The 20,954-nt window shown below is 70.6% G+C and carries 15 protein-coding genes; 9 read left to right on the forward strand and 6 right to left on the reverse strand.

Annotated features, from left to right (window positions below; translation table 11 throughout):
* Positions 1 to 36: 36 nt before the first annotated feature.
* On the forward strand, positions 37 to 1,602 hold the full coding sequence (locus AB0D34_RS00475) for a GH32 C-terminal domain-containing protein (RefSeq protein WP_362654234.1): 1,566 nt from the start codon (positions 37 to 39) through the stop codon (positions 1,600 to 1,602).
* Positions 1,603 to 1,975: 373 nt separating this feature from the next.
* Here AB0D34_RS00475 and AB0D34_RS00480 read toward each other — a convergent pair whose 3' ends face one another.
* Both AB0D34_RS00480 and AB0D34_RS00485 read right to left on the reverse strand, forming a co-directional pair.
* Complete coding sequence (locus AB0D34_RS00480) at positions 1,976 to 2,413, reverse strand: MerR family transcriptional regulator (RefSeq protein ID WP_362654237.1); 438 nt, start codon at positions 2,411 to 2,413, stop codon at positions 1,976 to 1,978.
* 34 nt (positions 2,414 to 2,447) lie between these two features.
* The gene (locus AB0D34_RS00485; RefSeq protein ID WP_362654240.1) at positions 2,448 to 3,449 is read right to left on the reverse strand and encodes an NADP-dependent oxidoreductase; all 1,002 of its coding nucleotides are present in this window, start codon (positions 3,447 to 3,449) and stop codon (positions 2,448 to 2,450) included.
* A 204-nt stretch (positions 3,450 to 3,653) separates the two neighbouring features.
* On the opposite strand from AB0D34_RS00485, the gene AB0D34_RS00490 reads away from it, so the two are divergent.
* Positions 3,654 to 4,379, forward strand: coding sequence for an alpha/beta hydrolase (locus tag AB0D34_RS00490; protein WP_362654243.1), 726 nt, complete (start codon positions 3,654 to 3,656; stop codon positions 4,377 to 4,379).
* 150 nt (positions 4,380 to 4,529) lie between these two features.
* Positions 4,530 to 7,151 carry a rifamycin-inactivating phosphotransferase gene (gene rph / locus AB0D34_RS00495; RefSeq protein WP_362654245.1) on the forward strand — a complete coding sequence of 874 codons (2,622 nt, stop codon included), beginning with the start codon at positions 4,530 to 4,532 and terminating at the stop codon, positions 7,149 to 7,151.
* Positions 7,152 to 7,188: 37 nt separating this feature from the next.
* On the opposite strand, the gene AB0D34_RS00500 is transcribed toward rph, so the two are convergent.
* Positions 7,189 to 8,088: a S1 family peptidase gene (locus tag AB0D34_RS00500; protein WP_362654248.1), complete on the reverse strand. Its 900-nt coding sequence runs from the start codon at positions 8,086 to 8,088 to the stop codon at positions 7,189 to 7,191.
* Positions 8,089 to 8,322: 234 nt separating this feature from the next.
* Here AB0D34_RS00500 and AB0D34_RS00505 point away from each other — a divergent pair, with 234 nt between their 5' ends.
* Together AB0D34_RS00505 and AB0D34_RS00510 are read left to right on the forward strand one after the other, a co-directional pair.
* A complete protein-coding gene (locus AB0D34_RS00505) occupies positions 8,323 to 9,585 on the forward strand; it encodes an MFS transporter (protein ID WP_362654251.1) in 1,263 nt (420 codons plus the stop codon).
* A gap of 99 nt (positions 9,586 to 9,684) precedes the next feature.
* Positions 9,685 to 10,590 carry a helix-turn-helix transcriptional regulator gene (locus tag AB0D34_RS00510; protein ID WP_362654254.1) on the forward strand — a complete coding sequence of 302 codons (906 nt, stop codon included), beginning with the start codon at positions 9,685 to 9,687 and terminating at the stop codon, positions 10,588 to 10,590.
* 12 nt (positions 10,591 to 10,602) lie between these two features.
* Here the strand turns inward: AB0D34_RS00510 and AB0D34_RS00515 are convergent, their stop codons facing one another.
* From AB0D34_RS00515 to AB0D34_RS00525, 3 genes are all read right to left on the reverse strand, one after another.
* Positions 10,603 to 11,418 (reverse strand): SAM-dependent methyltransferase, encoded by an 816-nt coding sequence (locus tag AB0D34_RS00515; RefSeq protein ID WP_362654257.1) that lies wholly within the window; start codon positions 11,416 to 11,418, stop codon positions 10,603 to 10,605.
* A gap of 198 nt (positions 11,419 to 11,616) precedes the next feature.
* Complete coding sequence (locus AB0D34_RS00520) at positions 11,617 to 14,973, reverse strand: S8 family serine peptidase (protein WP_362654260.1); 3,357 nt, start codon at positions 14,971 to 14,973, stop codon at positions 11,617 to 11,619.
* A gap of 65 nt (positions 14,974 to 15,038) precedes the next feature.
* Positions 15,039 to 15,827, reverse strand: a complete 789-nt coding sequence (locus tag AB0D34_RS00525) for a DUF3152 domain-containing protein (RefSeq protein ID WP_362654263.1) — start codon at positions 15,825 to 15,827, stop codon at positions 15,039 to 15,041.
* Positions 15,828 to 15,985: 158 nt separating this feature from the next.
* On the opposite strand from AB0D34_RS00525, the gene AB0D34_RS00530 reads away from it, so the two are divergent.
* The 4 genes from AB0D34_RS00530 (at position 15,986) to AB0D34_RS00545 (ending at position 20,942) form a co-directional block, all read left to right on the forward strand.
* The gene (locus AB0D34_RS00530) at positions 15,986 to 16,681 is read left to right on the forward strand and encodes a response regulator transcription factor (protein ID WP_362654266.1); all 696 of its coding nucleotides are present in this window, start codon (positions 15,986 to 15,988) and stop codon (positions 16,679 to 16,681) included.
* Entirely contained in the window at positions 16,678 to 18,138 is a 1,461-nt protein-coding gene (locus AB0D34_RS00535) for a HAMP domain-containing sensor histidine kinase (protein WP_362654268.1), read from the forward strand. Before AB0D34_RS00530 ends, AB0D34_RS00535 begins: the two co-directional genes overlap by 4 nt.
* Positions 18,135 to 18,680 carry a hypothetical protein gene (locus tag AB0D34_RS00540; protein WP_362654271.1) on the forward strand — a complete coding sequence of 182 codons (546 nt, stop codon included), beginning with the start codon at positions 18,135 to 18,137 and terminating at the stop codon, positions 18,678 to 18,680. The genes AB0D34_RS00535 and AB0D34_RS00540 overlap by 4 nt, the downstream gene beginning before the upstream one ends.
* Before the next feature lie 837 nt (positions 18,681 to 19,517).
* Complete coding sequence (locus AB0D34_RS00545) at positions 19,518 to 20,942, forward strand: hypothetical protein (protein ID WP_362654274.1); 1,425 nt, start codon at positions 19,518 to 19,520, stop codon at positions 20,940 to 20,942.
* Positions 20,943 to 20,954 lie beyond the last annotated feature (12 nt).

Consider the following 20,954-nt stretch of genomic DNA (forward strand, 5'->3'; position numbering starts at 1 on the left):
CATGTGCGTGAGGTGTCATGAGAGGGGCGATGCGTCATGCCCGGAACCTCGGGGATCTCCCGGAGAACGTTGTTCGCAGGGTCGGCCGCGGGTGGAGCCGCTGCCCTGCTGCCCACCGGTACGGCCGCGGCCGTACCGAAGGCCAAAGCCAAGCCGGCGGTGAGTGGCGCGAGTTACCGCGCCGCGTACCACTTCACGGTCCCCGACCAGTGGAAGAACGACCCGCAGCGGCCCGTCTGGGTCGACGGCGAGTACCGCTACTACTACCTCTACAACGCCGACTACTTCACCGGCGTCGTCGGCACCGCGTGGCGCCTGGCCACCACCAAGGACCTGGTCTCCTTCACCGACCGCGGCGTTGCCGTGCCCAAGGACACCACGCCCAACGGCGACCTCTGGTCGGGCTCGGCGGTGGTCGACACCGGCAACACGGCCGGCTTCGGCGCGGGCGCGGTCGTCGTCATCGTCACCATGTCCCCCGGCGGCGGCACCGACCACCAGGAGCAGTTCCTGTACTACTCGACCGACGGCGGACTCACGTTCAGGAACTACGGGACCGACCCCGTCCTCGCCAACCCGGGTGTCGCCGACTTCCGCGACCCCAAGGTGATCCGCGACGAGGACCGGGGCCGCTGGGTGATGACCCTCGCCGAGAACGACAAGATCGGCTTCTACCACTCCGACGACCTCAAGTCCTGGACCTACGTGAACGGTTTCGTCCACGGCGGCATCGGCGTCCTGGAGTGCCCCGACCTGTTCCGCATCACCGCAGGCGACGGCACCGTCAAGTGGGTGCTCGGCGCGAGCGCCAACGGGAAGGGCTCGGGGCTGCCCAACACGTACGCCTACTGGACGGGTTCCTTCGACGGCACCGCGTTCACCGCTGACACGAGTGACCCGCAGTGGCTCGACCACGGCTGGGACTGGTACGCCGCCGTCACCTTCGAGAAGCGGGACGCGAGCGGTGCGGTGGACGCGGGTGCCCGGTACGCGATCGGCTGGGTGAACACCTGGGACTACGCCAACACCACCCCCACCATCGACTGCGACGGCTTCAACGGCACCGACTCCATCGTCCGCGAGGTCACCCTGGCGAAGGCCTCCGACGGCAGCTACTACCTCGCCTCCCAACCCGTCGCCGCCCTCGACTCGCATGTCTCCCGCACCGTGAACCTGGGCGACGTGACCGTGGACGGCACGAAGGTGCTCGACTACACCGGCGTCTCCTACGAGGTGACCACCGAGATCACCTGGTCCCAACTCACCGGCGCCGGACTCCAGTTGAGGCGCTCCCCGGACGGCGGTCGGCACATCGACGCCGGGATCTACGGCGACTACGCCTTCCTCAACCGACGCAACACGGTGAACGCCGACACGTCCGGCAAGTGGCAGGAGAGCCACACCCCGTTCGACCCGTCCGCCCGCACGGTGAAACTGCGCATCCTGGTGGACCGCACGTCGGTGGAGATGTTCGTCGACGACGGCCGCTACGTGCACACCAGCCAGGTGTTCCCCTACCTGCTGGACACCCGGCTCGCGCTGTTCACCATCGGCGGCAGTGCGGTGTTCCGCAACACGGTGGTACGCGAGTTCTCGGTGTGAGGCCGGGTGGCCGGGGCCGCGGGTGCAGACCGTACGCGACCCCGATCGGCGCGACGGCCCACTTCACACATGCGGTGGCCGAGCGCCTCGGGTTCGCTCATCCCTGAGGCCGCAGTACTTCGTCACGCACGAGTTCCGCCCCGCCGAAAGCCCGCTGTCCGGGGCGGCTCGTGGTGGTGCCGTCGGCCTGGTCGGCGCCATTGCGGTGTCGGCCTTCGGTGGCAACTGACCGCAGGAGGGCTGTTCCTGCTCCCGGTCGCCACCGCGCCCGCCGCGGGCACTGTGGGGCTGATCGGACTGCTCGGTCCCGTCACAGGTGTGCTGCTCGGCATGACGGTTGCCGCGGAAGTACTGACCTCTCTTCCGCCAACGATCAGATCCCCGCCCGCCCAGGTCCCGGCGCGGGCTCGCTGCCGTTGTGGCGGATCGGCGAGCCCGGGGCACACTGCGCCCCGCCCGCCGCCGCGGCGAGGCTCTGTCTCAGGCGGGTGAGGCGGGCGATTTCCGTGTCCAGGACTGCCAGGCGATCGGCCACGACCTCGCTGAACTCGCCGGGGCGCTCGGCACAGGAGGCCGAGGGCTGGTCCTGGACGAGGTGGTCCAGACGGTGGGCGCGGCGGCGGAGGTCCTCCAGAGTGAGACCCAGAGCCAGCAGGCCGCGAATGACACGGACCCGGGCCACCTCGGCGGAGCCGTACTCACGTTGACCGGACACGGTGCGTGCTGGGGGCGGAAGCAGGCCGCGGGCCTCGTACAGGCGCAATGCGCGCGGTGTGGTTCCGGCCGCGGCCGCCGCCTCGCCGATCCGCATGCCTGCTCCGCCCTGTCGTGCGACTCCAGGTGTCCTACAACTCCACGATGGACGCCCCGAAGGAGCGACCGGCGATCAGCTGGGGCAACGCCCCCGGGGCGTGTTCCATTCCCGGGACCGGGGTGTACGGGAACCGGATGGCGCCCGCCCGCAGCCACTCCCCGAAGCGGGCCTCCCACTCCGTCTCGACATCCGGGTGGTCCGTGCCGCTGTAGCCGGCGATCGTGATGCCCCGGGTCAGCATTCGGTAGGTGTCGAGCACAGCCGGGGCGCTGCCGCCGGCCCGGTCCGGGGACAGCTGGCCGTCCAACGCCCCGACCAGGGCGACCCGGGCGCCCCGGTTCGCCGCGTTGACCGCGGCCGTCAGTTGTGCGCCGCCCACGGTGTCCAGGACGACGTCGATGCCGTCCGGCGCCACCTGGGCGAGTTGCCCGTCGATGGGGGCCGCTCCGCGCAACACGGTGGCGTCGTAGCCGAGTTCCCGCTCCAGTCGCTCCGCCTTGTCCGGTGAACCGGTGCTGCCGACCACCCGGGCGGCACCCAGCAAACGGGCGATCTGGCCCGCCATGGTGCCCACCGCACCGGCGGCGCCGGTCACGAACACGGTGTCGCCCTCGTGGACGTGGGCCAGCCGGGTCAGCGCGCCGTAGGCCACGGAGCCCTGGGCGAGATGGGCCACCGCGTCGGGCAGGGTGCCGTCCAGCGGCCGGCACTCGGCCGCGGCGGGCGTCGCGTACTCCCGCCAGCCCTGCAGGTGCAGCACCAACTGCCCCTTCTCCAGCGGCCCTTCGACCACCTCGCCGACGGCAGGGCCGAACAGGGTGTCGCCGGGGTGCAGCGCGGGCAGCGGGACATCGCGTGTTTCGCCTCCGATGAGGGTGCGCAGACCCGGGAAGACGAGGAAGTGGGTGTTGCGGACGAGTACCTGGCCGGCTTCGGGACGAGGGAGGGGCGCATGCGCCAGGGCGAAGTCGTCCGGGGTCGGCAGCCCCTCAGGGCGGCGGGTCAGGCGTACAAGACGATGAGTCGCGTTCATGGCCGGACGCTAAGCCCTGACCCATGGGTCAAGGTCAAGTCCCGGCACCAGGAAGGACCTTGATGGATACACGGGGGCCTCACGTCGATGAGTGACGAGGCGCGGTTGTGCTGGACGGCGTCGGGGGACACGACTCGGCGATTGCCCGTGGTCATGCTCCACGGCGGTCCGGGACTGCCGGACTACCTGGGTGATGTCGCCCTCATGGTCGCGGACCTCGCACCCGTGTACCGCTACGACCAGCGTGGCACCGGGCGCTCCCCGTGGGAGGGCCGCCATTCCCTCGCCCGCCATGTCGACGATCTCGTCGAGCTGCTCGACGCATGGGGCGTGCCCGAGGCCGTGCTGATCGGGCACTCGTACGGCACCGACCTGGCGAGCCGGTTCTGCCTGACGCACCCTGACCGGGTTGCCGCGATGCTGCTGATGTGCGGGCCGTTCGTGGGTGACTGGCGAACCGGGTACCGAGCGGAGCGTGACCGACGCATGTCCGCGGCGCAGCAGGAGCGGCTCCGCGAACTGGAGAATCTGCCACGCCGCACGGAGGAGCAGGAAGTCGAGTTGCTCACGCTGGCCTGGTTCACCGACCACGCCGGTCCCGAACGCGGATGGCATTGGGCCGCGCAGGGTGCCCGGCGGCGCCGGCCGATCAACTGGGCCATGAACGGTGAGCTCGGCAGCGAAGGACGCGTGGACCCGCTCGAGAAGCATCTTGCCGAACTGCACGCGTGCCTGCCCGCGCGAACGGAGCTGCTGGGCGGGGCCGACGATCCGCGCCCTGTGTCGGCCCTCGCATCACTCGCGCTCCGGCTCGGTCTTCCTCTGACGCGGATCGAGGACGCCGGGCACGAGCCCTGGCTGGAGCAGCCCGACACCGTGCGTGCGCACCTTCGGCGGTTTGTGCAGGGCACGGTGGGCGCACAGGCCTAGGCCGGTTTGGGCCGTTCTACGACAAAGGGAAGGGAGAACTCTCTCCCTTCCCTTCTCAACGTATAGCGCACAGGGGGGCTTGCGGCAAGACCCGGGTTACGGCGCAGAATCTTCGGCCGAGGCCACAACCTGCGGAAATGAGGGCACTACGTGACCGGGCAGTACGTGTGGGATCTTCAGGAGATCGACGAGATCGGCGAGAGGGCGGTCGCGGTCGTCGGTGGCAAGGGCGCGCACTTGGGCGGGCTGTCGCGGATCGACGGCATCCGCGTACCGGACGGCTTCTGCGTGACGACGGACGCCTTCCGGCGGATCATCACGGAGGTGCCGTCGATCGACGATCGGCTCGACCGGCTGTCGCGCCTGGACCCGGACGACCGGGACGGCATCCGCAACCTCAGCGCGGAGATCCGCCGGGCCATCGAGGAGACCGCTGTCCCGGGCGACCTCGCGGGCGCCATCACCGACGCGCTGGGCCGGTTCGGGGAGGAGGCCGCCTACGCCGTCCGTTCCAGCGCGACCGCGGAGGACCTGCCGACGGCCTCCTTCGCCGGCCAGCAGGACACGTACCTGAATGTCGTGGGTCCGACGGAGATCCTCCGGCACGTCAGCCGGTGCTGGGCCTCGCTGTTCACGGAGCGGGCCGTGACCTACCGTCGGCGCAACGGCATCGACCACCGTACGGTCCACATGGCCGTGGTCGTGCAGCGGATGGTCTTCCCGGACGCGTCCGGCATCCTGTTCACGGCCGACCCTGTGACGGGCAACCGGAAGACCGCCACCGTGGACGCCGGCTTCGGCCTCGGTGAGGCCCTGGTATCCGGCCTGGTGAACCCGGACGTCTTCACGGTGCGGGACGGTGAGGTCGTCGCCAGGACGATCGCCGCCAAGCAGCGTGCCGTGGACGCCCTGCCGGACGGCGGGACCCGGGAAGTGGCGATCGACGCGGGGCGGCAGCGGGAGCCGGCGCTGACGGATGCGCAGGTCGTGGAGCTCGTGCGGCTCGGGCGGCGGATCGAGTCGCACTTCGGCCGCCCGCAGGACATCGAGTGGTGCCTGGTCGACGACGGCTTCCGGATCGTCCAGAGCCGGCCGATCACGACGCTGTTCCCGGTCCCCGTGAGCGGCGACCAGGAGAACCACGTCTATGTCTCCGTCGGCCACCAGCAGATGATGACCGACCCCATGAAGCCCCTCGGGTACTCGATGTGGCAGCTGACGGCCATGGTGCCGATGCACGAGGCGGGCGGGAGGCTGTTCGTCGACGTCACCCGGCGGCTGGCCGCGCCCGCGAGCCGCGCCGGCCTCCTGGACCTCATGGGGCGGGGCGACCCACTGGTCAGGGACGCTCTGGAAACCGTCCTCGACCGCGACGACTTCGTCCCGTCGCTCCCGGACACCGTGCCCGGCGGACCTCCCGCCGGCGGGCGGCCGGCCGGCGGTCCCCCAACCCCGATCGAGACCGATCCGGCCATCGTCACCGGGTTGATCGAGCGCAGCAGGGCGTCCGTCGCCGCCCTGGAGCGCGACATCCGGACGAAGAGCGGACCGGCGCTGTTCGACTTCCTGCTGGAGGCCTTCGACGAGCACAAACGGGTCCTCGGCGATCCGCTGAACCTCCAGGTGATCATGGCCGGGATGGAGGCCACGTGGTGGCTCAACGACAAGCTGGAGGAGTGGCTCGGCGAGAAGAACGCCGCTGACACGCTCACCCTGTCCGCCCCCGACAACATCACCTCGGAGATGGGACTGGAACTGCTCGACGTCGCGGACGCGGTCCGCCCGCACCCGGAGGTGGTGGCGTTCCTGCAGGGCGTCGAGGACGAGGGTTTCCTGGACGAGTTGGCGAAGTTCGCGGGCGGGACCGAGGCGCGCGACGCCATCGAGACCTACCTCGACCGGTACGGCATGCGCTGTGTCGGCGAGATCGACATCACGAGGCCACGCTGGCGCGAGCGCCCCACCACGCTCGTGCCCGTGATCCTCGACAACGTCAGGAACTTCGGGCCGGGTGCCGCCCGCCGACGCTTCGAGCAGGGGCGCCAGAAGGCGTGGGAGAAGGAACAGGACGTGCTGTCGCGCCTGCGGGCACTGCCCGACGGGGAGCGGAAGGCCGACGAGACCAAGCGGACGATCGACCGGGTCCGGACCTTCATCGGCTACCGGGAGTACCCGAAGTACGGCATCGTCAGCCGCTACTTCGTCTACAAGCAGGCCCTGTTGGGGGAAGCCGAGCGCCTCGTGCGGGCAGGCGTGCTCGCCGAGCCGGAGGACATCTTCTACCTCACCTTCCAGGAACTCCACGACGTCGTACGCTCGCACCAGGTGGACGACCGGCTCATCCGGGAGCGCAAGGACGCGTTCCGGTCGTACGAGACACTCACCCCGCCCCGGGTGCTCACCTCGGACGGTGACGCGCTCAGCGGGTCCTACCGGCGCGACGACGTGCCGGACGGGGCCCTGATCGGTCTGCCGGTGTCCGTCGGGACCGTCGAGGGACGGGCCCGTGTCGTTCTCGACATGGCGGAGGCCGATCTGGAGGCGGGCGACATCCTGGTCACGTCCTTCACGGACCCCAGCTGGTCGCCGCTGTTCGTCGCGGTCGCGGGACTGGTGACGGAGGTGGGCGGTCTGATGACCCATGGCGCGGTGATCGCCCGCGAGTACGGCTTGCCGGCCGTCGTGGGCGTGGAGCGGGCCACCCGGCTGATCAGGGACGGACAGCGGATCCGCGTGCACGGAACCGACGGGTACGTCGAGATCCTGTCCTGACCGACCGCGCCGGGAGGCGTCGTCAGTAGACGGACCGTCAGTAGACGGACAGCCCGTAGACGTTGAGCGCTTCCTGGATCGGCTGATAGTAGGTGGTGCCTCCCACGGTGCAGTCCCCGGACCCGCCGGAGAGGATTCCGATGACCTTGTCGCCGGCGTACAGCGGGCCGCCGCTGTCGCCGGGCTCGGCGCAGATGTTGGTCTGGATCAGGCCGTAAATGACGTCTCCGCCGCCGTAGTTGACGGTCGCGTTCAGCGCGGTGACCCGGCCGCAGCGGACCCCGGTGGTCGCTCCCCGGCGGCAGACGCTCTGGCCGACGTAGGCGGTCGCGGTCCCGGTGACGTCGACGGTTCCGATGGTGCCGGGGTGCGGCACGGCCGGGTTGGTGTACCGGACGACCCCGAAGTCGTCGCCGGGGAAGCTGGTGGCGGTGGTGGTGCCGACCGGCGTGGTCATGGCGGAGCCGGTGTACCAGGTGGAGGCGCCGTCGGTGCAGTGGCCGGCGGTGACGAAGTAGTAGGTGGCGCCGCTCTGCACGTTGACCCCCGCGGAGCAGCGCCAGCCGGACGTGAAGATGCCGTCGCCGCCCGACAGGAGGGTGCGCAGTCGGCCGTCGAGCCGGTCGAGGGTCGCGGCACCGGCGTAACGCCCGGTGGCGCGCCGGAGCTCGGCCAGGTCGGCGTCCGCGACCGTGGCGTCCGCGTGCACCCGCAGCTTCCCGGTGCTCTCGTCCACGGCCCAGCTCGTCCCGGCGATCCCCAGGGAGTCGACGGCCGAGGCGGCGCGGGCCACCGAGGCGCTGGACGGTGCGGCGGTGTTCGTGGGTGCCGCGGCGGCGCCGGCGTCGGACACCGCGAGAGCGGTCACGACGAGCAGGCTGAGCACCGAGGCGACGAGCCGCGGACGTCTGACGGTGGTAAGGCGTGTTCTGATCACCGAAGTCTCCCGAGGACTGTGGGTCGGGGTGCTGCCCGCCGATGCCTCAGTGTGCCCGGCAGGGACGGGTGAGGACAGGCGGTCTTCGGCCTGAGCAGGGCGTCCCGGCGTCCCTGAATAGACGTAAATGCGCACCGACTTGAGGCAACCGTAGCCTTTGCTTTGCCGGTGTTTGCATTGTGTGCCGTGCTGCCCGGACCTAGCCTGACCTGCGAAACCGTGGGAAGGGCCGACATGCTGCAAACCGTCAGGGAACAGGCGAAGGGCCTCACCAAGGATCAGCGCAACGCGTTCCTCGCCGCCTATCTCGGCTGGGCGATGGACGCGTTCGACTACTTCCTGGTGGTCCTCGTCTACAGCGAGATAGCCGACGACTTCCATGTCTCCCTCACCGACATGGCCTTCCTCACCACCGCCACCCTGGTGATGCGGCCGGTCGGGGCCTTCGTCTTCGGTATGTGGGCGGACCGCCGGGGCCGTCGGCTCCCGCTCATGGTCGACGTGGTCTTCTACTCGATCGTCGGGTTCGCCTGCGCCTTCGCCCCCAACTACGCCGTCCTGCTGGTACTTCGACTGCTGTACGGCATCGGAATGGGCGGCGAGTGGGGTCTGGGCGCGGCGCTCGCCATGGAGAAGATCCCCGCCGAGCGCCGCGGTTTCTGGTCCGGCCTGCTGCAGAGCGGCTACTCGCTGGGGTATCTGCTCGCCGCCGTGGCGTTCTTCGTCATCGAACCCGTCTTCGGCTGGCGTGGGTTGTTCGCCTTCAGCCTGCTGCCCGCCCTGGTCGCCCTGTGGGTGCGCACCCGGGTGGAGGAGAGCGAGGTGTGGGAGAAGAGCGTCAAGCTCAACCGCACCCCCGCGTCCCAGGTGTTCAGGAACCCGGCGGTGCTGAAGCGGTTCGTGTACCTCGTCGCGCTGATGACCGCCTTCAACTGGATGTCGCACGGCACCCAGGACATCTACCCGACCTTCGTCAAGAAGGGCCTGGGCCTGTCCCCGGACACCTCCATCGCCATCGCCGTGGTCTACAACATCGGCGCCATGATCGGAGGCGCGCTGCTCGGCGCCTTCTCCGAGCGGCTGGGACGCCGTCGCACGATCATGATCGCGGCCGCCGGCGGCCTGGTCGTGGTGCCCTTCTTCGTACTGTCCACCCAGGTGGGCTGGTTGATGCTCTCCTCCTTCCTGATGCAGCTGTGCGTCCAGGGAGCCTGGGGCGTGATCCCCGCGCACCTGACGGAAATGAGCCCGGACTCGATCCGCGGCTTCTATCCCGGGGTCACCTACCAGCTCGGCAACCTGATTGCCGCCCTCAACCTGCCGATCCAGGAAGCCCTCGCCGAACGGCACGGCTATCCGGCGGCCATGACCTGGACCGTGGTGCCCGCCCTGGCCGTGGTGATCCTGCTGAGCGCCGTGGGCAAGGAGGCCAAGGGCATCCGCTTCGGCACCCCGGGAACACGGGCCCCGAGCACCGCGCAGGCCGACAGCGCGTAGGCCCGCTTCCGCGTACCTGTCCGAGCGAGGTTCCCAACCCCCTACGATGGCAAGCCTGTACATCTGCACAGTCGCGTTCCACCGCAGGGAGAAACGCCCATGGGTGCCAAAGAGACCGCAGGAACACCGGTGGACAGCGGGGTCCTGGGAGGGCGGTCGGCCGGCCCCATGGTGCCGCGGCTGGTGCTGGGCGCGAGGTTGCGCGAGCTGCGGGAGCAGCAGGGGATCTCCCGAGAGGCCGCTGGTCACGCCATCCGCGGCTCCCGGTCCAAGATCAGCCGTATGGAGGCGGGCCGCCACGGGTTCAAGCCGCGGGACGTCGAGGACCTGCTCACCCTCTACGGCGTCACCGACGAGGCCGAGCGCGCCACTCTGCTGACGCTGGCCGACGAGGCCAACACCCCTGCCTGGTGGCAGTACTTCAACGACGTGGTGCCCGCCTGGATGCAGACCTACCTCGCGGCCGAACAGGCGGCGAGCCTCATCCGCTGCTTCGAGGTGCAGCGCGTCCCGAGCCTGTTGCAGACCCCCGACTACGCGCGCGCCGCCCTCCGGCTCGCCCACTCGGACGCCTCCGAGGAGGAGATCGAGCGCCGTGTGGCCTTACGGCTGTCCCGGCAGCGCATCCTGCGCCGGCAGCCACCGACGCGGCTCTGGGCGGTGCTCGACGAGGCGGCGCTGCGCCGACCGGTGGGTGGCGCGGCCACGATGCGCGCCCAGCTCAGGCATCTCATCGAGATCTGCCGGCTCCCGCAGGTCTCCCTCCAGATCATGCCGTTCCTCGGCGGCGGCCACTCCGCGGAGGGCGGCCCGATCACGATCGTGCGGCTGCCCGGCAGCGAGTTGCCCGACGTGGTCTACCTCGAACAACTCGCCACCGGCCTCTACCCCGACCGGCCGGCCGACATCGAGTGCTACTGGGACGCCATGAACCGCCTGGCGGTCGAGGCCGAGTCACCCGACGAGACGCCGACGATCCTGCACCGCATCCTCCAGGAGACCTGACCCGACGCGGTCTCAGTTCTTGCGGGCGACACCGCCGTACTGGTGCACCTCCGCCGGAAGGCCCAGTGCCTCGGTGTCCGGGCGCCAGCGCGAGCACGACGCCACACCCGGTTCGAGCAGTTCCAGACCGTCGAAGTAGCGCGCGATCTGCTCGGGGGTGCGCAGGATGTAGGGGATCGAACCGCCCTCGTTGTACTGCTGGATCGCATCCAGGTACGCCTGGCTGGTGGCGGTGCTGTCGTACTGCACCAGGAAGCTGCCGGAGGGCAGACCGGCCACCAGTTGCCGCACGATCGAGCACGCCTCGTCGTGGTCCTCGATGTGACCGAGGATGCCCATCAGCATCAGGGCGACGGGCTTGTCGAAGTCCAGGGTCTTCGCCGCCTCCCGCAGGATGGTGTCCGGGTCGCGCAGGTCGGCGTCGACGTAGTTGGTGACACCCTCCGGAGTGCTGGTGAGCAGCGCGCGGGCGTGGGCCAGGACCAGCGGGTCGTTGTCGACGTAGACGATCCGGGACTCCGGGGCCACCCGCTGGGCGATCTGGTGGGTGTTGTCGACGTTGGGCAGTCCGGTGCCGATGTCCAGGAACTGCCGTACGCCCTCCTCGCCGGCCAGATGACGCACGGCGCGGGCGAGGAAGTACCGGGCGGCCCGGGCGCCGGTCTCGATGCCGGGGAAGATCTCGCGGAACGCGTCACCGGCGACGCGGTCGACCTCGTAGTTGTCCTTCCCTCCCAGCCAGTAGTTCCAGATCCGCGCCGACTGCGGCACAGAGGTGTCGATCTTGGGCAAGGTCTCCTGCTCGGAGTTCTCCGCCTGATCAGCCATGGACGCTCCTGGGAGTGCGCGAGGGGGAACCGTCGAACGGCCGAACACCGTTCGTGGACATCCACGTTAATCCCCGAGCCTCGTCTCATGTGAATCATCAGCCCCAACAGGCAGGTGTTTACCGTCAGTTGACACGGGCTGGATCCCGAAACACGTCTTGCCCGGGACGGCACTGGGGCGCGTCCCGGGCAGAGGTGACTACAGCGTGGTCAGATAGGCCCTTTCGATCGTCTGGGTCAGCGTGTTGCCGTCACGGTCGGTCAGCTCCGCGCGCAGGGAGACGGAGCCCGCCTTCGCCGGGTGCTTCAGGGACAGGTGCGTGCCGCCGACGGACTTGGCCGGCTGCCAGGTCCTCCCCTCGTCGTACGACACCTGGAAGGCGAGCTTCGCCGGGCGCTGACCCGCCGCCGCGCCCTCGACGGTGAAGGGCACCTCGAAGCGCTTGCCCGCCTCGGCCGTGCTGGCCAGGGTCAGGTCGGGGCTGTAGCGGACCGTCGACAGCGGCACCGCGGTGAAGTCGCCCTCGGGGGTCTTCGCCGAGTGGAAGGTCCACTCCGCCTGGACGCGGGTGCTGACCGGATACACCGCCGGGTCGCGGGAGTTGTCCACCGTCAGCTTGTACGCGGAGTCCGCTGCCGGAACCGTGTACTCGGTGACACTGTCGGTCGGCGGGATGCCGTAGTCGTCGGAGATCTCCTTGCCGTCGGCCTCCAGCCGGGTCGTCACCGCGGTCGTGTCGCTGGTGCCCCAGTGCCCGGATCCGTCGCCGAACAGCGGCAGATAGGCCCTGAGCGTGTTGCCGTCGCGGCCGACACCGGGGAAGCCCCTGCCCGGTCCGAGATCCTCGGGGCCGGGCAGGACGGGCCCGAAGACGCCGACGCCGAAGCGTTCCTGGTAGGTGTGGCCGGCCTGCCAGGTCCTCGGCATGCGCATCTGGAAGCTCTCGAAGACCGAGTCGTGGCCCTCACCGGAGACCTGCCAGGTGCGCAGCGACCACTTCACACCGTTGTCGAGGATGTACTCGGTGCTCCGGAACGGAAGGTCCCCGCGCATGTCGGTGTAGGTGCTCACCAGCTCTCCGTCGGGCAGGTGCGCGGTCACCTCGGCCTGGACGCGCCGGCCGTCGACCGCCTCGCCCACCTGAAGACCGACCTTGGCGAGCTGCTTCCGTTGGACCTTCGCGGTGAAGCCGTCGAAGTCGCCCTCCCGGTACCAGGCCAGGTGGTAGTTGACCGGCCTGCCGTCCGCGTCCTGGCTGGTCCAGCCGCCGGAGTAGAGGGAGGTCAGTCCGTTCACGGACGTGCCCGGCACTAGCCGCCCGAACCGGGATCCGTCGAAGGTGGGCAGCAGGTACTGCAGGAAGGCGTCCCTCTCCCCTGCGCCCCGCCCGTAGCCGATCGCGACCGTGGCGTCGGCGCTCTTCGCCGCCGGGTCCGGCACGGTGACGTCCACCGGCTTCGCCTGCCGGGCGTCGACCGTGATCGTCATGTCCTTGTCCAGCGTCACCTTCGGTTCGACCAGCACGGCGTGGGTCGCGGACGACGTCGCCGGGTGGATCACCCCGCTGAGGATGTAGTCGGCCTTGGGCAGCCGTACCGACAACTCGCCGTCCTGCTCGTCGGCGTACCCGGCGTAGAAGTCGCTGTACAGGCCCGCGACGGAGGTGGCGGCGTCACCGGTCGGCGCACCGTTCTCGTCGATGTGCTTCAGCGTCAGGGTGTACGACTCGACCTCGCGCTGTACGCCCACGGCGGACCGCACCCGCACCTTGCCGTCGGCCGAAACGGCGCTCACCGAGCCGCCGAAGCTGCCGTCCGCGGTGCCCGCGCGGGTGTCGGCGGTGACGTCGGCACTCGCCTCGCCGCCCGCCGGGACGGTGAGCCGCTGCGGGGAGAGAGCGAACATGCCCTCGGCGGCGGGCTTTCCGTCTACCGCGTAGGCGTCGACGGACAGGTCCAGGGTGACGGGCTCCGTGCCGAGGTTGCGGTAGGTGAGCTTCTTGGTGACCGGCTTGTCGTCGCCGTGCGGCCACAGCTGCTCGCCGAAGTCGACCGGCCCCTGCTCGGTGACGACACTCTGCTCCAGCGCCCGGACCAGGTCGGTGCGTCCGGTGCCCTGCTGGAACGAGCTGTACGAGCCCGGCTTCGCGGAGCCCGTGAGCACCGCCTTCAGACGCTCACCGCTCCACTCGGGGTGCTGCTGGGCGAGGATCGCCGCGGCGCCCGCGACATGCGGGGTGGCCATGGAGGTGCCGTCGATGGTCAGGTAGCCGGGCACGTCGGAGGGGTACTCCTGCTCCAGGACGCTGCCGGCGGCCGCCGCTGCCGTGATGGCGGCACCGGGCGCGGTCAGGTCGGGCTTGACCCCGCCGTCGCCGACGCGCGGGCCGCGGCTGGAGAAGTCGCCGAGGGCGTCGGACTTGTCGACCGCGCCGACGGTGAGCGCGGCGTCGGCACTGCCGGGCGAGCCGACCGTTCCCTCGCCGAACTCGCCCTCGTTGCCCGCCGCGATGACGAAGAGCGTGTCGGACTCGGCGGAGAGCCGGTTCACCGCCTCCTCCAGCGGGTCGACACCGGGGAGGTCGGTGCCGCCCAGGCTGAGGTTGACGACATTGGCGCCCTTGGCCGCCGCCCACTCCATACCGGCGATGATCCCGGAGTCCGAACCGAAGCCGGTGTCGTCCAGGACCTTGCCGTTGAGGATCTTCGCCCCGGGCGCGACGCCCTTGTACTTGCCGTCCGAGCGGGCCCCCGTACCGGCCACGATGGACGCCACGTGGGTGCCGTGACCGAACTTGTCGGAGGGACCGGAGGACCCCGAGAAGTCCTGCTCCTCGATCACCTGGCTCGCCAGGTCGGCGTGGCCGGTGTCCACCCCGGTGTCCAGGACGGCCACCTTGGTGCCGGTGCCGTCGAATCCCGCGGCCCAGGCGGTCGGCGCGCCGATCTGCCCGACGCTCTTGTCGAGCGAGGCCCGGCGTCTGCCGTCGAGCCACAGCTTCTCCACGCCGGCCGCGGCGGTGAACTCGGCCGTTCCCTGCGCGGAGTTGTCGGTCACGGCCTTCCAGAACTCGGTGCCGCGCTTCTTCGCGGAGCGCATCGCCCGGCCGTTGACGACGGGCAGCTGACGGCCCATCCGGGCGCCGGCCTCGGTGAACGGGCTCGTCGAGGGCGCCTTCTTGCCGCGGAAGGTGACGATCAGCGGCAGGTCGGAGCGGCCCTTGTCGTCGTAGCCGTCCTTGACCAGCTGGGTGACGTCGAACAGCCGCGGGTCCAACTTGCCCTGCGCGAGCAGCAGTTCGGCGTCCCCGGGGACGACCCGGGTGTGCCCGGCGACGACCCGGACCGAGAACGGCATGTCCTGACGGCCCTGCGCGCGCTCCACCCCGGAGACCTGGCCGGTGCCGTCGACCCGGACCCGGTCGCCGGTGACGAGGGTGACCGTCCTGACCGCGGAGGCCGTACGGGTGCTCGCCTTGGAGACGTCGGTGACGGCTCCCGCGCCGGCCGGGAGACCGGCCAGCACCATGGCCGCGGAAGCCACTCCCGCGGCCATGGCCGCGTGTCTGTGGCGTACGCGTAACTCCATCTGAACTCCAGTTCGTCTGGGGGATGAGTCGGTCACGGGACGGAGGGGCCCGTGAGGGGACGGCCGTCGTTGTCGTACGGCCAGACATTGGGGACGCAGCCGAGCAGGCCCTTGATCTGCTGCATCATCGCGGGGGCCGGCTTGCCCTTGCCGGGGCAGGTGACGTGGCCGTGGCCGAGGAAGTGGCCCACCTCGTGGTTGATGATCAGCGAGCGGTACCCGGTGACGTCCTTCGTGTAGAACTCCGTTGCCAGGACCCAGCGTCTGAGGTTGACCATCACGTTGCGGTTCACGCTGCAGTTGACCTTGCCGCCGGTGTCGAGGCCGCCCTCGGCGCACTTCTTGTCGACGGTCGTCGGGGTGGCGAGGCGGACCACGAAGTCGGTGGGGCCACTGGACACCCGCTGGAACGCCGAGTGGCCGTCGGCGATCCAGCCGCGCGGGTCGGCCAGGGTCCGCTCCACCTGCTCGGCGACGTCCTCGGGGGAGATGGCGATGCCGTTCTCCACCTCGACCCGGTAGCGCATCGGCGTGCCCTTGCCGACCCGATCGCTCCCGCCGGGCGCGGTGACGAAGGTCCCCGGACCGCTCTGCGGGAGGGGCGTCGTGGACGGGCTGGGGGAGGCGCTGGACGGAGACGGTTCCGGTGACGCGGTGATCCTCTGCGGCTCCGGACTCTCCACGGGTGAGGGCGCCGCAGGCACGGATGAGGGTGCCGCGGACGGTCGCTTCGCGTCGGACGGCAGCCACGCCACCACCGCGCCGCCGACGGCCGCGAAGACGGCCAACGCGACCAGGCCACCTGTCAGTTGCCGCTTCACGCTCCGCCCGGAGCGCTTCCGGCGACTGCGGCCGGCGGGGTTTCGTTTGTGCGCTGTCACGGTGGTTCACGATGTGATCGCCATGTGATCGGACCTGGCCCGGAAGGTAACGAACCGATAACCCTCCTGATGGTCATGGCCCTGTGGATACTGTGCGCATGCCACGTGTACTGCTGATCGAAGACGACCCCGCCGTCCGGGAGGGCGTCGCCCTGGCCCTGCGCCGTCAGAACCACGACGTCGCCGCCACCGCGACCGGCGAGGAGGGGATGGACCGGCTGCGCGCCTTCCGGCCGGACATAGTGGTCCTCGATCTGATGCTCCCCGGCATGACCGGACTTGAGGTGTGCCGGAACATACGGGCCCTGGACCAGACCCTGCCGATCATCATGGCGACGGCAAGGGGTGACGAAGTGGACATCGTTGTCGGTCTGGAGGCCGGCGCCGACGACTACGTCGTCAAGCCCGTACTGGCCCGCGTGCTCGACGCGCGCATACGTGCCGTCCTGCGTCGGGCGGCCGGGGGCGCGCCGGACGCCGAGGGCCTGCCGAAGATCGACACCTATGGCGAACTGGCCGTGGACCGGGCGGGGTTGACCGTCACGCTGAGCGGCGAGCCGATCGCCCTCGCCCCCTCCGAGCTACGGCTCCTGCTCACCCTCTCGGCCTCCCCCGGCCAGGTGTTCAGCCGTCAGCAACTCCTGGAGGCGGTCTGGGAGCACGACTACCACGGCGACGCGCGCCTGGTGGACGCCTGCGTCAAACGGCTGCGCACCAAGATGTCGGAGCCGCCCCGCGCACCCCGCTACATCCACACCGTGCGCGGTTTCGGCTACCGTTTCGCGGCGCCGTGAAGAAGCGTCGGCTGCGGGGCCTGCGTTCCCGCCTGGTGGTGGCCTTCGGGCTGGTCGCCGCCGTCGCCGCCATCTCGACCGGCGCCCTGACCTTCCGGGAGGCGCGTACCGGGGTGCTCCAGCAGAGCCAGGACGCCACCATCAGGCAATTACGTGCCCAGCTCAACCAGCATTCCGCCGAACTCTCCCTTCCGCCCGACGAACCGGCGTTGCGGAAGTTCGCCGAGGACATGGCGGCCACCGAGTCGCAGGGGAGCTGGCGGGTGCTGGTGACGTACGGGGACCTCAGCGGCTCCTCCGTCCCCGGCGACCCGTTCACCGAGGTGACGCCGGCCGTGCGCGAGGCCGTCGGATCCAGCCGGGCCACCGTCTTCCAACGGGTGCGGGACGACGGGCGCACCTCCCTCGTCGTGGGGATGTCGACCCTCTTCGGCGGCCCGAACGTGTCCGACGCGACCACCGGCGTCCGGGTGTTCCTGATCGTGCCGCAGACCACCGAGCAGGCGTACGTCGACGCCCTGGTGACCGCCGTCGAACGGGCCATGGCGGCCGCACTGGCGCTCGCCGTCGTGCTCGCCCTGTTCGCCGCCCGCGGGGTGCTGGTGCCGGTGCGGAAGCTGCGGCACGCCACCCGCCGGATCGCCGAAGGGCGCCTGGACACCCGGCTCGCGGTCAACGGCTCCGACGAACTCGCCGAGCTGTCCCACACGTTCAACGAGACCGCCGCCGCCCTCGAGACCTCGGTGGCGGAACTGCGCGAGATGGAGGCCCGGGCCCGCCGTTTCGCCGCCGACGTCTCCCACGAACTGCGCACCCCGCTTGCCGCCATGTCCGCGGTCACCGACGTCCTCGACGAGGACGCCGCCCGGCTGGACCCGGACACCGCCACCGCGGTCCGCCTCATCAGCGAGGAGACCGTCAAACTCGCGCGTCTCGTCGACGACTTGATGGAGATCTCCCGTTTCGACGCGGGCGCGGCCGTGCTGCACCTGGACGAGATCGACCTCGCCGAGTCGATCCGCCGCACGCTCGCCGCGCGGGGCTGGACGGACACCGTGGAAACCGACCTGCCGCTCCCGCACGAGGTGCGCGGCCGTGTCGACCCGCGCCGCCTCGACGTCGTCGTGGCCAACCTGGTCGGCAACGCGCTGAAGCACGGCACCCGTCCGGTGCGGGTGCGCCTGAGCGCGGGCGACGAGGTGGCCGTCATCGAGGTACGGGACAGTGGACCCGGCATCCCGTACGACGTCCTGCCCCATGTCTTCGAGCGGTTCTACAAGTCGGACACCGCCAGGATCCGCTCCGAGGGCAGTGGCCTCGGCCTGTCCATCACCGCCGAGAACGTCCGCATCCACGGCGGCACCGTCCGCGCCGCCAACCACCCGGCGGGCGGCGCCGTCTTCACCGTAGAACTTCCGCTGCGGCGGGACGAGTCGCCCGAGGAGTACCCGTCATGAAGGCCCTGCGCCGCGTCCCGCCGCTGCTGACGCTCTTCGCGCTCACCTCCTGCGGGATCCCCGCCACCGGGGTGGTGGAGGCGGGCGGTCCCGCGAGCGGGGCCCTTCCGCTCACCCAGGTCTACTTCGTCGAGGACGGCGGACTCGTCGCGATGCAGCGCAACACCGACCAGCCCGGCGACCCCGCGGCGGCGCTGCTCCTGCTGATGGAGGGGCCGCTGGCGGGGGAGGGGCGCACGGGCCGCCTCGCCACCGAGGTGCCGGGTCCGCCGACCGCCGTGCCCGCCCCGCCGGCCACCTCCGACACGGCCGGGGAGCCCTCGTCGGACGCCCCGGCGGTGACGGTGCAGGACGACACGATGACGATCCGATTGCCGTCGGCGATGGGCGCGTTGAGCGACCTCGGGGTGCGGCAGACGGTGTGCACGGCCGCCGCCGCGTACCGGCTGACCCGCCCGTCCGCCTACCCGCTCACCGCCGAGGTGACCGGTGGTGGGGGATGGCGGGTCAGGAGCTCGGATGAGGACTGTCCCGGATGGTGAGGGTGATTCCGCCGTCGAGTGCCCGCGGCCGTGCCCCGTCGTGAGTAATCCAGTTCTTTGCGGAGTCGCTCATGATTGATAGGAACATGAGTTCTGTTCTGGTGCTGCGGAGTGCCTTCGGAGAGGGGTCCGGGGCGGCGGGCTGATCGTTGCGCAAATTCCCGCGGAAGGGCATCGCGCCCTCTTCCGTTGTGCCATCATGAAGCACCTCGGGGGCGAGTGCTTCTGACTGGCGCACGCGTACGGATGGGGATCCGGCGCGGTGTCCAGAGGGGGATCAAGCGGCAGGCCTGGGAAAAGGCCGGGTGCGCCGCATCGGGGGGAGTCGTCGAAATGGGGGAATCCCGTATTGGTCAGGCATGCCCAGTGTGCGGAACTCCGGCACACGGCGGTGAGTCCTGTGGGGTCTGCCGGTGGCTGCTGTGCGACGTCCCGATCCTTGGAGAGCTGACCTCGGCGGACATCGACAGGGCGCGCTTGGCCCTGGAAGCGGCCGGGCACGCCTGGGACACCAGGGCCGCCGTGCTGGCTGACGGGGCGTCGGAGCCGGGCGGTGTCGGCGACCGGCTCGGAGCGGTGATCAGAGGCGGGCCTCCAAGACCCGGGGAGAGAGCGGCGAGCGGCGGCACACCGGGATCCTCGAAGAAATCCGTCGGAGTGACTTCAGGGGCCACTTCAAAGGAATATGACGGGATCCTCGACGATCTGTTCGGACGGCGCATGAAGGAATTGCTCTTCATCGAATTCAAGCCCGATGAAGTGAGCATGGTCAGAGTTGACCTCGACGCCGGCGGAATACCTCGGCAAGCGGATGCGGGAAGTGTGAAATGGTCCTCCATGGCGGTGGGCCTCGACGACCGTGATGAAATTCGGAGATTCCAGCTCGCCGGTGGTATCGGCACCCTTCCGGCGATCTCCCGCACGGAGTTCGACACCGCTGTTCAGCACTGGCTCAAGGCGTACCTCCCGCCCTCGTACGAGCACTCCGTCGTCCTGCTCGCACCGCAGGCCGGATGGGTCCTTCTGGAACGGGCCGCGGCCGCCGTGCGCTCCGTCCTCCCCCTCCGTGCCGAACTGCGGCGGGGCACCGAGGTCGCCGCCCGGGGCAGCACCGCCGAGGCGGTGCGGGAAGTGCTGCGCACCGCGCCTCTCCTCGCCGATCACGTCCTGACACTGGCGCTGGCGGACCGAGGTACCGGAGCGGTGGGGACGTACCACCATGCCCTGTTCCCGGCCGGCTCCCGGCTCGGCCGAGGTGAGACGGCGACGGCGGAGGTCACCGTGCACGGCGGACTCGATGCCGGTGAACCCCTGAAGCTCCCGGTGTTCGCGGGACGGCCCGAGCCGAACGGCCCCGCGGCCCCGCTCGTCGCCCTCCACGAGGCCGTCGTCGGCGTCCTGGCACCGGCCCGCCTCAGGTTCGTGCTGCGCGGCCCCGGTGAGGTCGAACTCGCCGACTCCCGCACCGGCGTGCCGCACGCCGGACGGAAACCCGCCGCCGTCGAGGTCCCGGCCCTGCTCACCCGCCTGCCGCACCGGATTCTGCCCCCGCCCCCGCTGGAACTCCACCTCACCGTCGAACTCAGCGGCGCGGACCGGGCCGAGACCGAGGAACGCCTGACCTTCGCGCGGGACCTGCTTGCCGCACTGGCCCGCCAGGACCCGACCGGCACCGCGATCCGCACGGGGACCGTCGGTCACTACGACCACGAGATCCACGAGAACAGTCACACCCCGCGCGGCTTCACCGTGCTGCCGCCGGTCCCCGCCGGACCCGCCCCCGTCACGCTGGCCGCCATGGACGGCTGGCAGCCCGCGAGGCGTGGACAGGACCTGGCGTCCTCCCTGGAGGACGCACTGCGTGTCGTGCTGTCCGGCCGCGCGGCCTCCGGCGGTCGGCGCCCCGAGGAGGTCCGGCGGGTCCTGCTCGTGGTGGCCCGCCGCCCGCCCGGCCAGCCCCGGCAGCACGGCATCCACCCGGCCTGTCCGCTCGGTGCCGACTGGCGCGATGAGCTCGCCAGGCTGCGCGCCGCCGGGGTCAGGGTCATGACCCGGGCCGACCCGGTCACCGGCCCGCCCCCGGCCGACGCCCCCGGCCTCGCGGCCCGCCGGTACGCCGACGCGGCCTGGGCCGAACTCTCCGCCGAGGGCTCCTTCCGGCCCGGACGCGACTCGGCGGCCGACGTGGCCAGGGCGCTCACCCCGCCCTGGCGCCTCGAAGGCCCGCCCTGCCGGCTGGCCTTCGCCGCACCCCTGCTCTGAGCTTCCGTTCCG

Source organism: Streptomyces sp. NPDC048420 (assembly GCF_040651535.1).
Classification (GTDB): Bacteria; Actinomycetota; Actinomycetes; order Streptomycetales; family Streptomycetaceae; genus Streptomyces.